This is a genomic window from Fulvivirga sp., assembly GCF_040218215.1.
GTDB lineage: Bacteria > Bacteroidota > Bacteroidia > Cytophagales > Cyclobacteriaceae > Fulvivirga.
The window spans coordinates 362,731-378,104 of record NZ_JAVJQL010000028.1 but is presented as its reverse complement, the minus strand read 5'-3'; the positions used below and the strand labels follow the sequence as shown (position 1 = coordinate 378,104).

The following is a 15,374-nucleotide window of genomic DNA, read 5'->3' as shown; positions in this document are numbered from 1 at the left end:
CCACAGAGGAGTTTTATGTCATAAGAACAACATTTGGCTTCATGATCGGTATGCTGGCTTTTGAGACTATGTTTTTTGAACCTCTATTCTGATTTCAGCGAATTGACAGGATTTATGAGTGCTGCTTTTAGTGCCTGATAGCTAACGGTAACTATTGCTACCAGCAGTGCAACTGCCCCTGTGATAATAAAATACCACCAGCTTATATTTATGGCATATTCGAATTTGGCCAACCAGGCATCCAGAAGAGAGTAGGCTAGGGGTATTGATAAAACGCTGGCTATGAGTACAGGAGATACAAAATCTTTAGACAGCAAACCCCACAGGCTGGAGGTGCTTGCTCCCAGGGTTTTGCGTATGCCTATTTCTTTTGTGCGTTTCTCTGCTACAAAAGTTGCCAACCCAAACAGTCCAAGGCAGCTGATAACAATGGCCAGAACAGAAAACATGGTGATCAGGCTTCCAACCCGCTCTTCGCTGCGAAACTTTTGATCATATTCTTCATCAACAAAACTGTAATCAAATGGTGTATTTGGCGCAACAGTTTTAATAACATTTTCTATTCTGGTTATCGCTTCTGGCGTACCCATAGTTGGGTTAATGCGGAGGAACATCCATTGAAGGGATTGCTCAGTTAAAAACATGATGGCAGGTTTTGGTTTTTCGAAAGGGTTACCCTTTATCATATCCTTTACCACTCCAACAATGGTAATTTCAGGGTCGCTATAGTAATCATTGTTAAACTTAAGCTGCTTACCCACCGCTTCATCAAACCCCATGAGTTCTTTAGCAGTTTCTGTGATAATGACTGATTTGCGAACATCACCTTTAAATTCCCTTGAAAAATCCCTTCCTTCTATTATTTCCCATCCAACCGTATTGCCATAGTCATAATTGACTTTGACGGTATTAAATGATGGGTTAAATGAAGGCGATTTTCCTTCCCAGTCAAACCCATCGTTGTTGCCGAGTGTATTTGTCAAAGGATAACTCGCCTCTCCAATGCTTTCAACAGCACCCGACTTCTCAAACTCTGCTTGCAACGCATCATATTTGCCATAAAGTTCACTGGTTCTTTTTTGAAGGGTAATCAGGTTGTTCTTGCCATATCCTACAGGCCTTGATTTTACAAACTGGATTTGATTATAGATTACCAGCGTTCCACAAATTAGGGTGATAGAGATAGTGAATTGAAAAATCACCAGAATTTTTCGAGGTAGTGATGCTCTACTGCCGACTCTATAGGCTCCTTTTAATGATTTAATAGGGCTTATTGATGAAAGATAGAATGCTGGATAAGCTCCTGCTATTATTCCTGTTAACAAGGTGGTGCCCAAACTTATTAACCAAAACAGCGGCTCACTGAAAGGTAAAGAGATGTTTTTACCAGCAAGGTCATTGAATGCTGGCAATAATGCTATTGAAAGGATAACAGTGATACAGAAAGATAAAAATGCTATTATGAGTGATTCTACAAGGAACTGCTGAATTAATTGATCCTTCCTTGACCCTACGCTCTTACGCACCCCAATTTCCAGTGCTCTTTTCTCGGATCTGGCCGTACTAAGATTGATGAAGTTAATACAGGCAAGTGCCAGTACAAAAACCCCCACTAACCCCATAATCCAAACAAATTTTAACCGTTGGCTTAAAACCCTCTGCCCATTTTCAAACTCAGAAAACAAATGCCATTCTTTCATGGGCTCTAAAAATAACAATCGCTCACCCGGTCCGCTTACATGCGGTTGCAACAAATCTTTTATCAATTCATTTGTCCCAGCCAGATTAGCCTTATCTGGTAATAGCACAAATATTTCTGTGAAATAATTGTCCCACACGGTAACGTCTGACCACCCGTCAATGTAGAGTTCAAAAGGAGCTAGAAAGTCAAAACCTTTAAGCACTGAGTTGGAAGGAAAATCTTCATATACGCCAGTGACAGCCAGCTCCCGACTGCCATTATATTTTAATGTTTTACCTATCGGATCTTCATCATCAAAGAGCTTCTGTGCTAACTTCTGAGAAATTAAAATTGAGTTTATGTCAGTTAAACCAGCTCTAGAACCTGACAGCATATTTACACTAAATAGCTCCGGGCCATCTTTTTGCAGGAACAATCCCGTTTCAGTAAAATTATCTCCATTATTGCTTAGTATAACCTCTTCTGGTCTGGATCGGGCAATTACAACTTGCTCAAATTGACTGGGAAAATTTTCTCGCAGATGTGTACCAAGTCCTGGAGGCATTACGCTACCTACTCCAATATCTTGCCCTTCATTATGATGTTCTACCATTACCTTTGCTATAGTTTCATAATTGTTGAACGACTTGTTGAACGAAAGCTCATCATGGACCCACAGGCCAATGAACAAAGCAACGGCCATGCCCAGCGTCAGGCCTAGTATGTTGAGAAATGAATAACCTTTGTTTTTATTTAAACTTCTAAATCCGATTTTGATGTTGTGTAAATGCATGTTGTTAAAATTTGAGTTTGACCAATAATTTTTAATAGCAAATGGCCTGAGGTAATGGAGTACCTGATACCAGTAATTGAGCTTTGCCCTTATTGTTGATTTATTTTTGATTGAGTAGTAATACTTCTCATCCAAATCACCCAATACTTCTTCGGCCAGCTCATCTTTGATGAACCATTGCAATAGTTTTTGAGCTAGTTGTGGAGGTATGGATTTCTTATCATTATTCATACCTCAGAGCTTCTACAGGATTCCTGTAAGAAGCTTTAATGGTGTGATAGCCGATGGTAACTAATGCAATGGCCAGAGATATTAAGGCTCCTGCTATAAAAATCACAAAGTTGATATCAACATGAAAGGCAAAATTTTGAAGCCAATCATCTAGCAAGTAATAGGTTATCGGACTGGCAATAATGAAGGCCAAGACTACTAATAGCAGGAAGTTTCTTGAAAGCAGGAATGTAATCTGAAAGGCATTGGCACCTAATACTTTTCTAATACCTACTTCTTTAATTTTTTGCATCACCATGATAGACGACAAGCCAAACAATCCCATGCATGCTATCAGGATGGCCAAGACCGTCATAATACTCACTACGGCACTCATCTGGTTATCAGATTGGTACAGTGTAGCAAAATGCTCATCTAAAAACATATAATCAAAAGGCCAATCTTTAATATGCCTGTCCCAAACATTTTCTATTTGAGCAATGGCAGCTTGAGGGTCATCACCCTTAATTTTTACAGACATCTCATCAAAGCCCCAGTCAGAATGAACTACCATTGACAAGGTATTCACTTTATGATGGAGCGAATTGAAGTTAAAATCTTCAGTGACACCTATAATAGAGCCTAAAGAGTCGTCAGGATACCAACCATGTCCGGCAGGAGTGCCGATAGGATCTTTGAGACCTAGTTCCTTTACCAATTTTTCATTGATAATGTATGCCATTCCTTCATCAGTAGAATACTCCTTTGAAAAGGAACGCCCCTCTTTTACTTTAATATTATAAACATCCAGGTAGTCATATTCTACAAAAACATTGGAAGGGGTCATTTGAAAAACCCCGGTATCTGTCTTTACTTTAAAGCCCCACTGGTGAAAATTATTACCTAATCGTTGGCCTGAAGCTGTTACCCCTGCTATTGTAGTCAGGTCAAGAAGCTCACTTTTAATGAGTTCAAATTTTTCGTTGACCTCCCCATTCATATCTATGAGTACAATCTGATCCTTGTCGAAACCAACATCCTTGTTTTTCATATAATTTAGTTGATTTAAAACGATCAAGGTGCTAACGATCATAGCTAAAGCAAGACCAAATTGAAGAACTACCAGTCCACTTCTAAACACGGACTTGTTACCCTTTTGTTTGTTGCCTTTGAGAACATTAATGGCTTTGAAGGCAGTTAAGTACAAGGAAGGATAAAGACCAGTTAATAAGCCCAAACCAAGTGTAATGCCAAAGATAACAGCCAAATATTGGGGTTGATCTATGAAAAACCACATGGTCAGCTTTCTGTTGATGGCGTCATTTAGCCATGGAATAGCAAGGATATTAATGGCAAAGGCCAGTACTAATGCCAGCAATGCCAGCAAGATTGATTCCAGGATAAACTGATTGAACAATTGAATTTTTTGAGCGCCAACGGCCTTTCTAACACCAACTTCCTTCCATCTTTGAGATGCACGGGCAGTAGAAAGGTTCATAAAATTGATACTGGCAATAATCAGAATAAATATTCCGACCATGGCAAAGGTATCTATATACCGGCCATTGAATTTTCTGTAGTTATTGTAATCATGCTCTATATCTGATGAGTTGAGATGGACCTCTGCTAAGGGCTGAAGAAAAAGCTGATAATAGTCTAGAACTTCACGGTCTTCACTATTCTCTCCCATATGGCGGACAAGAAAGTCGTCTAACTTTGCTTCTAGTGCTTCAGCATCCACATTATCTTCAAGAAGCAAATAGGTATTCAAGAAATTGCTACCCCATTGATCATTAAAATCAGGATTCTCACTGGTAACAGTGGTCATCGAAAAGAGCACATTAAACTGCATATGCGAAGTCTCCGGTACATCTTCAAGTATGCCGGTAATTTTTAAGAGGTTATCGCCCATTTTAATAGAGCCTCCTTGTGCTTCTTCAATGGTATTAAAGAATTTTAAGGCAGTCTCTTCTGTAAGCAAAACTGCGTTAGGCTCGTTAAGTGCAGTTTCTCTGTCACCTGAAACTAAAGGAAAGTCAAATATTTTGAGAAATGTAGAGTCCACATTGAAAGTTTGCTCAACTGTATGGCTGATTTCATCTTTGGATAATAGTCTCTTACCCCTTTGATGAAAGCGCGTATAATTGATTACCTCAGGAAAATCTGAAAGCATATTTGGCCCCATGCCGGGCATGGACAGTGCTACCTTTTGCTCTTTTGTACCAGTAAAATTTTGTACTTCATCCAGTCGGTAAATGTGGTCTTTTTTAGAATGCATGCTATCGAAACTGGTTTCATCCATTATAAAAAGATAGATAGCCATGCATGCTGCTATGCCTACAGTTAGACTGAAAATATTGATGAATGAGTAGCCTCTATTTTTTAATAGATGACGGTAGGCGATTTTGAGGTTGTGCTTGTACATGGTTGTAGATTTTGAGTTTGACCTATAGTTTTTAAGGGCAAAGGGCCTCAGATAATTAAACACCTGATACCAGTAATTGAGCTTTGCCCGTGTTGTTGATTTATTTTTGATTAAGTAGTAATACTTTTCATCCAGATCACCCAATACCTCTTCGGCCAGCTCATCTTTGATGAACCACTCCAGTAGTTTTTGGGCGAGTGATGGAGGTGAGGGCATTAAATATTAAAGTTGAGCTTATTAGCAAAAGCTGGGAACTGGTTCCACAAGGAAACCTTAAAATCACGAGAGTTTTCAAGGGCTCGTTTTCCTGATGCTGTTATTTCATAGATTCTTTTTCTGCGGCCACCACGCTCAGCACTGGCATCGCCCATTTTGGATTCCAAAAAGCCTTTGTCACCAAGTCTGGTAAGGGTGGAATGTACTGCGCCTATGGATACGGATCGTTCTGTTTGGGTTTCGAACTCTTCAGCTATTTTAAAGGCATAGGCCTCTGTGCCTAATATGCCTACCAATAGCAAAATCACTTCTTCGAAATCACCGAGTTTAGTCTCAATCATATATTAGTTTCTAAATTGTATAACTAATATACGAGGTGTTTAATTATTTGTTCTACTATTTAGTAACAAATTAGAGTTTTAGAAACTGATGGGGCTAGAATGGGCTATCAATCAGATAGTTTTGTAAAAAATATTAGAAAAAATATACCTATTATTTAACTTTAGCCGTTCACTTGCAGTAGTTGGCGCTATTACATATTAAAAACTCAATAACGTTAGCTCATTGCAAACAACCAGCCAGCTAAAACCTCTCGCATTAATTGTATTATTTCTTACCGTAGCAACTATATCTGAAGGTCAGATAAGAAAGCGGTATCGGAAAAGTGACTTTCAACTTTCTTTGGTCTCGGGTGTCAGTACCAATGGTATTCACCCTGCGTGGTATTTCAATAAATTTTCATTCAATATTTTTTCAGGCACCTCAGCCGGTGTGAAACATTTTGAGATTTCAGGTATTTCGAGCGCCACATCGTCCTTCAGCACAGGTATTCAAATAGCAGGAATTGCCAATGTTGTAGGCACCAACACTTTTGTCAATCTTGAAATATCAGATGAAAGGGAGATCATGAAAGAGGAGCTCAACGAACCTTTGATGCATGGCATCCAACTTTCAGGGGTCATCAATTTGGTTAGGGGCAATGTATTTGGAGTACAGATATCAGGAGGGCTGAATATAGCTTATGGTGCCATGTACGGAACACAGTGGGCAGGCTTTGGTAATGTTGTTAATGAGGATTTTAGAGGCGTTCAGCTTGCCGGAATTTATAATGTAGCAAGTAGGTCGGTTGCAGGTATACAATTGGCTTCGTTAGCTAATATTACGAGAGGACCAATGACGGGCATTCAGTTAGGCATGTTCAATGCTAATAGAAAAATGTTTGGCAAGAATACCAACCCCAGAACCCCAGCCCGTTCCATGCAAATCGGACTATTTAATAGTTCCAGAACAATGTCTGGTATTCAAATCGGATTGATTAATAGAGCTAAGGAAATGTCAGGCATGCAAATTGGGCTGATCAATTTTTTAAGCACCAGGCCAGCAAAGCGGGCATCGAAAAATGGGACCCCGATCGGCTTATTGAATTTTGGATCTAAGGGATCATTTACCAGATTTAGCTACAACGACCAGTTTCAGTATAACCTGGAAAGGTCTACGGGTAATTGTGCCAATTGCTCAGATACACAATATGAACTGCCTTTAAACGATGACTTTCAAAGGTTTAACCAAAACAGTTTAATTGTGAGTTATAACCCAACGGAGCGACAAAAAGAACATGGATATTGGGCTATGGGCTGGAGGTTTGAAAAGCTTATGTATCGAAATTACACTTCCGTTCCTATGAAAAGTGGCCCGCAAAACGGAGCCTATTTTCTGGCCTGGGCAATAGGCAACCAACATATCAATTGGACGGATCAGTTTGATGCTAATTTGAGTGAATTAACTTCTGCGCAGGCAACATATGGAAGGAGGGTCAAATTTTTAGCTTCATTTTACTTATACATTACAGCCCGAATCAACACCTATTTTTATAAAGAAAGCCAACATAAGCTCTCTCCAATAATGGTCTTATATAAAAATGACAGCAGCAATTTTAAATACATGAGCTGGCTTGGTTATACCATTGGCATTCAGGTCTGAAATTATTTAATCAACAATTACATTATTAACCTGCTGATTGTCAGTCCTTCTGCTGTCAGCCTGAATATTTTGTAGCCCAAAATGTAGCCTCAAGTGTAAATGTGTGGTTACATTTGATGTATTGGGGTATTTATTTTGTAATCGAAAATCAAAATTTAGACTAGCATGAAACCAACTTTCACACTTATTTGCATCCTTATTTTTCAAATCAACGCTATTTCTCAAAGTGCAAATTGGGAGCAAACATTGAATCAAACTTTAAGTGAATTCAAAACCTGTATGGCTAATGATGACAAGGCTGTTTGCCAAACTTATACTGCAAAAGCCATCAGGCAGGTGTATAAAATTAATGACTTTTATAATGCGAGTTCAAAAACGGACATGTCACCTTTCGAAATTCAAGAGTTTGTAAAGGGGTCGCCCCAATGGACAGCTGTAGGCCCTGCATATAAAAGTGAAACTCTGGTTAAAGCCCAAGAATTAAGTAATTCTGGAAAGGCCGTTTTAGTTGTACTAAAGGGTGATACCCCTGCTGATGCGCATGTTAGTTTATTGCTACCTGGAGATCTTCAAAACTCAGGCTCGTGGGCGATGCGTGTGCCTAATGTGTCGGCCTTTTTTACTCATAACCCTGACAACTCTTTTGTGAATAAAAGTATCTCTTATGCCTATACCAAGAGTATGATGCTCAATCTGGAGATTTATGCCAGGAACTAATCCGTTAGAATTCTTTAATTAAGTAAGTGCTAAACAGCCAATCTTGAGCCGAATAAAATTCTTAATCGGCTCATAAAACATTAAAATTTGAGCCGAATAATTTATATATTTGGCTCATGGCGTATAACTGGCAACATAAAAATTGGCCTGATTTCATCTTTGATAAAGAAAAAACACCTCGTGCTTATATACAATATGGGATTAACGCGGGTGAGTTATATGGCTTTACGGAAGGGCTTGATGATGATTCAAAAACGGAATTGCTTTTGAACATGCTGGTAAATGAAGCCATGAAAACTTCTGAAATAGAGGGCGAGTTTTTCAATAGGCAGGAAGTTTATTCATCGGTACAAAAGAATCTTGGGTTAAAGCCCGATGTTAACGTCTCGAATGCGAAAGCTCATGGCGCTGCAGAATTGGTGGTTTATCTTCATCATAATTTTATTAAACCGTTGAGTCAAAAGGAACTATTTCATTGGCACCAAATTTTAATGACTGGTTACAATAATATCAGGATAGGAAGTTGGCGAACTAAAAATGAGCCTATGAGGGTGATTTCTGGCCGAATAGGTAAAGAGATCATTCATTTTGAGGCTCCTGAATCATCAAGAGTGCCTGAAGAGATGAAGCGGTTTATAAATTGGTTCAATGCCACAGCGCCAGAAAATGAAATGGCTATCGACAATCCCATAATAAGAGCGGCCATTGCTCACGTTTATTTTGAGAGTATTCACCCATTTGAAGATGGCAATGGTCGTATTGGACGAGCCATTTCTGAAAAGGCACTCGCACAGCACATAGGCAGGCCTGTACTTTTTAGCTTATCAAAGAGTATAGAAAATGAAAAACAGGCTTACTATGATGCACTTAAGCAAGCACAAAGTAGCCTCGATTTAACCCAATGGATAACATATTTTACCAATCTCGTAATTGATGCTCAAAAGGAATCGAAAGAGACAGTGTTGTTCGTAGTTAAAAAGAGCAAATTTTATAAGCAGTTTGGTGAGAACCTAAATGCCCGACAGAAAAAGGTGGTTAACCGCATGTTCGATGCTGGCCCTTCTGGTTTTGAGGGAGGTATGACAGCAAAGAAATATATTTCAATAGCTAAGACATCTAAAGCGACTGCTACCCGTGACTTACAACAACTTGTCGAATTGGGTGCATTGAATCTATTAGGCGGGGGTAGGAGCGTAAGCTATAATATCAATATCTGATTTTATACCACTTGCAGCTATCTATCTATAACTATCAATGATTTGGGCATCTACCCAATAGATGTCCTGATTGCTGGTAAAAAAGAAATACTTCCCATCAGTAGTTACGAAAGGACATAGCTGGTGCAGTTCGTTATTAATTTTTGGACCCATATTTTGAGCAGGTTTCCAATTACCAACATCATCTTTAAAGCTTATATAGAGATCTCCCTGTCCCATACCTTCCTTTCTGATGGCACAAAAAATCATATAATCTTCGTCAGGAGAAATAAACACATCTGCCTCATACCGCCCAGTGTTTATGGCTGTATCTAATTTAATAGGAGAGGAAAATTTCCCATTTCTATATTGTGAGCTATAAATGTCATAGTTGTAATTTTCGCCTTCGTCAGCATTTTTATTGGATGAAAAATAAAGCGTTCCTTCAGCTGAAAATGAAATATAGTATTCATTCTTTTCTGAGTTAATGGCATAACCAACATTGATTGGTTTTGTCCAAAATTCGCCCTCACGTTCAACATACCAGATGTCATAATCTTTTACATCTCCTTTCCCATCTAAAGGCCGATCTGAAATAAAATAGAGCCGCTCCCCGTTGGGTGATAACATAGGATCATTGTAGCTATAAGTTTTATGCTCAAGAATGGTTTCAGGCTTCCCCCAGTTCCCGTTGGCAAATTTCATAGTCAGAATTTCATTCTTGCCATTTTCAGCAATAGCAAAGAAAAATTCAAGCCCATCAGCAGAAAACACTGAGCCATATTCGTGCTGGTCGGGAAGGGAGACAATATTTGGAGCAAATACCCCTGGCTCCAAACCTGGTGGCTTTTGATTGAGGTACGCCTCCTGCGAAAATGCCTGAGTGCCCAGAAAGAAGGCTGCTATAATTGTTATGTACTTATTCACTTTTGAGCGATTCTGTAGGGTTTACGGTCGATTCCTTATAAACCTGGCTGCCAATGGTTAAAATAGTGAGCACTAAGATAATCATTACAACAGGAGCGATCATCCACCAGCTTAACTCAAACCTGTAAGCAAAATTAGCAAGCCATTTATTTGAAGAGATGACGGAGATCGGAAGGCCAATAATGAGTCCAATTAATGACAAAGACATTAGCTTTCTTGAAAGCAAGATCATCAATTGAAGTGGGGATGCCCCTAAAACTTTCCTGATACCCATTTCCTTAATTCTATCCTTACTAGTTAGCGTGGCCAGTCCTAAAAGACCGATTAGGGATAAAGAAATGGCAATCATAGCAAAATAGAAGGTCAAGTCTCCTAACTGCTGTTCAGAACGGTACAGCTCCTCATAAGTTTGATCTTCAAAAGTGTAGCTCAATGGCAGTTCAGGAAGAATCTCCTTCCACATGCCTTCTATTTGAGCCACTGTATTTTTCACATCATTGGAATTTAACTCAAGAATCAAATAGGTGAAGTAACCTCGTGCAATACTCATAGTTAAAGGCGCTATTTTTTCATGCAATGAATTAAAATGAAAGTCTTTTACCACCCCAATAACTTCGCCCTTCCATCTGCCTGCTTGGAGAAAAGGAAGGCCAATGACTTCTTCTGGATCACTGTAGCCAAGGGTTTTTACGGCTGATTCATTAAGGATCATACTTTGTCTATGATCGGAAGGACGATCTTCTTCAAATCCACGGCCAGCTATTAGCTTAATGTCATATTGATTAATAAAATCATAATCAACATAATAAGCATCTGTATAAAGCTCTTCCACCTGTCTATTTTTTGTGGGCAATTCGGTCATTGATTTTCTGCCCGATCTTCCAGGAACGCTGGAAGAAATACTGGCACTCATAATACCGGGAAGTGACTTTAATTTCTCTTTAATGGTCTTCTCATTTCTTTTTATCGATTCATCAAAATGGAAATCAATAATCAACTTTTGACTTTGGCTAAAGCCCAATTCTTTTGTCTGCAAGTAGTTCAATTGCTTGGTGACCACCACCGCTGAAATAACCATGATAATTGATATTGCAAACTGAACTACAACCAGACCATTTTTCAAGAATAAACCCTTTGAACCTAGTTTTATATTTCCTTTTAGGAGGCGATCGTACTTTAAATTGGTAAGTACAAATGCTGGAAAAATGCCACTTAATATTCCAACCAAAAGCGCTAAACCAAATACCAGTAGGTATAAACTGTAATGGTCAAATGCAGTACCAATAATTGGCTTGTTTGTCAGCTGATTGATGGTGGGAGTAAAAAGAATAAAGAATGAAATGGCGATAAGATATGCGAACAAAGAGAATGAAATTGAGTCGAGCAGGTATTGAAATTTCTGCTGTGTCTGACTTACGCCTAAGATCTTTTTCATGCTTATTTCTTTAGCACGCTTAATGTATAGCGCATTAGAAATGTTAATGAAATTGAATACCGCAATAAATAGGACAAGTAGTGCGATAATGCCAAAAATATAGATGTTGTCAACATTGCCATGCACCGAAGACCCGGTTCTGCTTCCTCTGGCATCAGCAAATAAATAGAGGTCTGTGAGAGGCTCTAGTTCCGTGGTGTAAGAAGCCTCACCGCGCTGAATTTTCTGATCAATAAATTGGCCTATTTTTTTATTTAATGCTGCAATATCACTGTTCTCATCAATGAGCAAATAGGAGTAACATCCAAAAGCAGTCCAGTTGGTAGCTCTGCTAGGGTTCCACACTTCAATAAGAGAAGATAATGATAAGAAGATATCTGCCTTAAAATGTGAATTCTCAGGGATGTCCTTCATTACACCTGTTACAAAAGCTGGCGTTTTGCCATCCAGCGTTAGCTCTTTGCCAATGCAGTCTAATGTGCCGAAATACTTTAATGCGGCACTTTCAGAAAGAACAGCATTAAATGGGGCATCAAAGACTGTTTTAGGGTTGCCCTTAACCAAAGGAAAAGTAAATACCTCAAATAAACTTGCTTCTGCGTAGGCTAAATTCTCTTCCTGATAATTATCAACATTACTCTGAACCAATAGGTAATCTAAAAATATGCGCGTGTAATTCTGAATTTCAGGGAACTGCTCGGCTAATTCTGGAGCAGCTGGTATAGCAGAGCTTTCCAGTTTGATGCCTGTTGAGGTTTTTACATTGGTCACCATCCTATAAATGCTATCTCCGTTCTTATGATAGTTATCATAGCTAAGCTCAAAACTTATATATTGGAAGGAGAACAGGCATACCAAAAATGCCATGGTTAGGCCTGTCAGGTTAATGGCTGTAAACCCTTTGTTCTTAACTAATGAGCGGAATGTAAGTGAGAAGTGATTAATTAAAATATCGATAGTATTCATTTTTTTAATTCCAGTTATAGGTCTGATTATTCCAGGTCTAAAAAGTCTGATTACATCTTTTACAAATCCCCATCGAGCTGACCTGGTAGATTTTTCTTGCACTCTTTTTTCAAACCTTTCCAGCAAGTCTCCTTCAAGATCCTCTAAAAAATCCGGATGGCAGTACCAGCGGAAGAAGCGAAGTGGGAGTTTGGGCAGTTGACTATTCACTACGTAAAGAATCTACAGGGTTTACTAAAGATGCTTTGATAGATTGGGAGCTTACTGTACCTAGAGCAATAATGGCTGTGATGCCACCAGCAATAGCAAATATCCACCACTCCAATTCAATTTTATAAGCGTAGTCTTCCAGCCAAACATTCATTAAGAACCATGCAATAGGAACAGCGATTCCGAATCCTATTACCACCATCGATAGAAACTTCTTGGTAGTAATTAATACTATTGATCGCATAGAAGCACCGAGTACTTTTCGTATACCCATTTCTTTAGTTCGCTGTTTGGTAGTGTATGCTGCCAGACCAAAGAGACCAAAAGATGAAATTAGGATGGAAAGGATAGTGAAAGCACCGAACATCTTTCCCATCTGTACATCCTTCTTATAATGCTTATCGAATTCTGCATTGAGAAATTGAAATTCGAATGGATAGTCTGAGTGATTCTGCACTATCTCTTCGATATAGCCAAGCGTATTTTGGATGTTCTCAGGACTTATTTTGACAGCTGCGTAATTAAAATAGTTGTTGAGATAAGTGATCATTAAAGGTTGGATAGGGAGATGCAGCGAAAACATATGAAAGTCTTTGATAACCCCTATTACTTCAAGATACCCTTGGCCTACCCTAAAGAATTCATTTCCTACCGCTTCTTCAATCGTCCAACCCAGAGCTTTGACTGTAGATTCATTAATGACCACTTTTTCCTTATCCGTTTCAATGTCAGGCGAGAAGTATCTGCCTGCCAATAGTTCTAGATCGAAAGTGTTTAAAAAGTCTACATCCGTGGAAGTTCTGTAAATAGCAAAATTATTATCATCTGCCTCAGCTTCATTTAAACTTGCCAAGGTGCTGCTGCCGATATTAGTGGGCAGGTCTCCAGCAAAACTTACAGACTTTATGTTAGCGAAATTTAATAGGTCATTTTTAATTAGATCAATATTTTCTCTTACTTCGGCTGACCTTGTTCTGAATGTTAGTATGTGGTCTTTACTGTAACCAAGCTCTTTATTTTGGATGTAATCAAATTGTAAGTAGACTACGAAACTCCCTATAATCAATACAATGGAGGCAGCATATTGGATGATCACCAGAACGGATTGCAAGCCTAGTTTAGGCGATCGGTCAGAGACTTTTCCTTTGAGGGTATTGATAGGTTTTAATGAAGACATGAAAAGAGCAGGATAGCTTCCGGACAGAAGGCCGATGATTATTACTAAACCAAATAGAATAGGAAGAAGCAAAGGATTGCTAAATAAGTCTAAGACAAGCTCAGCATCCATTAAATAGCCGAAGTAGGGTATAAGCAAATAAGATATTGCGATTGCTAGAACTAATCCCACGAGGGCTATTAGGAGGGATTCCCCTAAAAACTGTACTATTAGCTGCCCTCTTTGAGCTCCAATGGCTTTTCTTAACCCCACTTCTTTTGCTCTTTTTATAGACCGTGCAATTGCCAAATTCATATAATTAACAGAGGCTAGAACTAAAACAATGATGGCAACAGTTGAGAATAAAATGAGGTATTGGGCATTTCCTTTTTTACCGAAGTCAAAATTTATCTTGTCTTCAAGGTATAGTTCGCTTAATGGCTGAACAAAGTAAGTGTCTTTAAAGGGGTAGTCTTCATTGGCTCCAGAATACTGAGCTATCAGGTCTGACAATTTAGGTTCAAGGGATTTTGCTTGCGATGCATTTTTGAGTTTAAGAAAAGTAGCATATGAATTATTGTTCCAGCTATCAGATTCTCTCTCCTCCATATACTGTTTATTAGAAAGCATATTAATTATATAATTGTAATCTAAGGAAGAGTTAGTAGGCACGTCTTGAACTATACCAGTAACAATAAAATCTTCTTCACCACTCCAGCTCGTGATAGCAACCGTTTTTCCGAGAGGCTCTGTGTCAGCAAATATCTTTTTAGCAAATGATGCTGTGATCACCACTGAGTTTGGCAGGTCAAAAGCCTGATCCGGATTGCCTTTAACAAATTCAGTACTGAATATTTTGAAAAACTGCGCGTCTGCAATAAGACCTTTATCTAAAAAATTATCTTTCTCAGTTTTAATAAGCACATGGCGATTTTGTATGCTAGTGGCATATTCAACCTCAGGGTAATCGCTGGTTAGCTTGTTTGCCAGAGCAGCCGGAGTCATGGAGAAATAATCAGATCCAAAGAACATGTTACCTGCTTGTTGTTGATAAATCCTATGTATTTTTTCTTTTTCAGGATAGAAATTATCATAGCTAAGCTCATGTTGAACGTAAATAAATATCAATGTAAAACATGTGATACCGATGCTTAACCCACCAATATTGATTGTAGAATATAGTTTTTGTTTGAGCAGGCTGCGGATAGCAATAGTGAAGTAATTTTTTAACATACCTGAGTCATTAAGTTGTTGATTTGAGAATAAAGGTTTAATGATGCCTGGCCTAAAAAGCCTGATCACATCTTTGGCAAAAGTCCATCGAGCATGTCTGACTGACTTTTCATTGACATTGTGTTCAAATCTTTCCCATAGATCGCCTTCAATATCCTCAACAAATTCTGGGTTACAAAACCAGCGGAAGAAGCGGAGGGGGAGCTTTGGGAGTGAGTTTTTAGTCATC

Annotated in this window: 9 protein-coding genes; 3 read left to right on the top strand and 6 right to left on the bottom strand. The window is 38.8% G+C overall.

From position 1 onward, the window contains the following. Window positions 1-83: 83 nt before the first annotated feature. The 3 genes from RIB54_RS19970 to RIB54_RS19960 are packed head-to-tail and all read right to left on the bottom strand — an operon-like array spanning window position 84 to window position 5,666. Window positions 84-2,705 carry an ABC transporter permease gene (locus RIB54_RS19970; RefSeq protein WP_350102619.1) on the bottom strand — a complete coding sequence of 874 codons (2,622 nt, stop codon included), beginning with the start codon at window positions 2,703-2,705 and terminating at the stop codon, window positions 84-86. Further along, window positions 2,698-5,325: an ABC transporter permease gene (locus RIB54_RS19965; RefSeq protein ID WP_350102616.1), complete on the bottom strand. Its 2,628-nt coding sequence runs from the start codon at window positions 5,323-5,325 to the stop codon at window positions 2,698-2,700. The genes RIB54_RS19970 and RIB54_RS19965 overlap by 8 nt, the downstream gene beginning before the upstream one ends. Next, a complete protein-coding gene (locus RIB54_RS19960; RefSeq protein ID WP_155187095.1) occupies window positions 5,325-5,666 on the bottom strand; it encodes a PadR family transcriptional regulator in 342 nt (113 codons plus the stop codon). Before RIB54_RS19960 ends, RIB54_RS19965 begins: the two co-directional genes overlap by 1 nt. Before the next feature lie 223 nt (window positions 5,667-5,889). Here RIB54_RS19960 and RIB54_RS19955 point away from each other — a divergent pair, with 223 nt between their 5' ends. The 3 genes from RIB54_RS19955 to RIB54_RS19945 all read left to right on the top strand — a co-directional run bounded on the left by RIB54_RS19955 (window position 5,890) and on the right by RIB54_RS19945 (window position 9,239). Continuing rightward, window positions 5,890-7,305, top strand: a complete 1,416-nt coding sequence (locus RIB54_RS19955) for an LA_2272 family surface repeat-containing protein (protein WP_350102613.1) — start codon at window positions 5,890-5,892, stop codon at window positions 7,303-7,305. 165 nt (window positions 7,306-7,470) lie between these two features. Continuing rightward, on the top strand, window positions 7,471-8,022 hold the full coding sequence (locus RIB54_RS19950) for a hypothetical protein (protein WP_350102612.1): 552 nt from the start codon (window positions 7,471-7,473) through the stop codon (window positions 8,020-8,022). Window positions 8,023-8,138: 116 nt separating this feature from the next. Beyond that, window positions 8,139-9,239, top strand: a complete 1,101-nt coding sequence (locus tag RIB54_RS19945) for a Fic family protein (protein ID WP_350102609.1) — start codon at window positions 8,139-8,141, stop codon at window positions 9,237-9,239. Between the two features lie 21 nt (window positions 9,240-9,260). Here the strand turns inward: RIB54_RS19945 and RIB54_RS19940 are convergent, their stop codons facing one another. Genes RIB54_RS19940 through RIB54_RS19930 form a run of 3 tightly spaced genes read right to left on the bottom strand, consistent with a single transcriptional unit; the run spans window position 9,261 to window position 15,373 of the window. After that, on the bottom strand, window positions 9,261-10,145 hold the full coding sequence (locus RIB54_RS19940; protein WP_350102608.1) for a TolB family protein: 885 nt from the start codon (window positions 10,143-10,145) through the stop codon (window positions 9,261-9,263). Then, window positions 10,138-12,756, bottom strand: a complete 2,619-nt coding sequence (locus tag RIB54_RS19935; protein WP_350102606.1) for an FtsX-like permease family protein — start codon at window positions 12,754-12,756, stop codon at window positions 10,138-10,140. The genes RIB54_RS19940 and RIB54_RS19935 overlap by 8 nt, the downstream gene beginning before the upstream one ends. Beyond that, window positions 12,749-15,373 (bottom strand): ABC transporter permease, encoded by a 2,625-nt coding sequence (locus RIB54_RS19930; RefSeq protein ID WP_350102604.1) that lies wholly within the window; start codon window positions 15,371-15,373, stop codon window positions 12,749-12,751. The genes RIB54_RS19935 and RIB54_RS19930 overlap by 8 nt, the downstream gene beginning before the upstream one ends. Window position 15,374: the final 1 nt, after the last annotated feature.

Excerpts from the sequence above, each read along its gene's own strand:
- RIB54_RS19965 (WP_350102616.1), bottom strand. The coding sequence starts at position 5,325 with ATGCCCTCACCTCCATCACTCGCCCAAAAACTACTGGAGTGGTTCATC.
- RIB54_RS19960 (WP_155187095.1), bottom strand. The coding sequence starts at position 5,666 with ATGATTGAGACTAAACTCGGTGATTTCGAAGAAGTGATTTTGCTATTG.
- RIB54_RS19970 (WP_350102619.1), bottom strand. The coding sequence starts at position 2,705 with ATGAATAATGATAAGAAATCCATACCTCCACAACTAGCTCAAAAACTA.
- RIB54_RS19950 (WP_350102612.1), top strand. The coding sequence starts at position 7,471 with ATGAAACCAACTTTCACACTTATTTGCATCCTTATTTTTCAAATCAAC.
- RIB54_RS19930 (WP_350102604.1), bottom strand. The coding sequence starts at position 15,373 with ATGACTAAAAACTCACTCCCAAAGCTCCCCCTCCGCTTCTTCCGCTGG.
- RIB54_RS19945 (WP_350102609.1), top strand. The coding sequence starts at position 8,139 with ATGGCGTATAACTGGCAACATAAAAATTGGCCTGATTTCATCTTTGAT.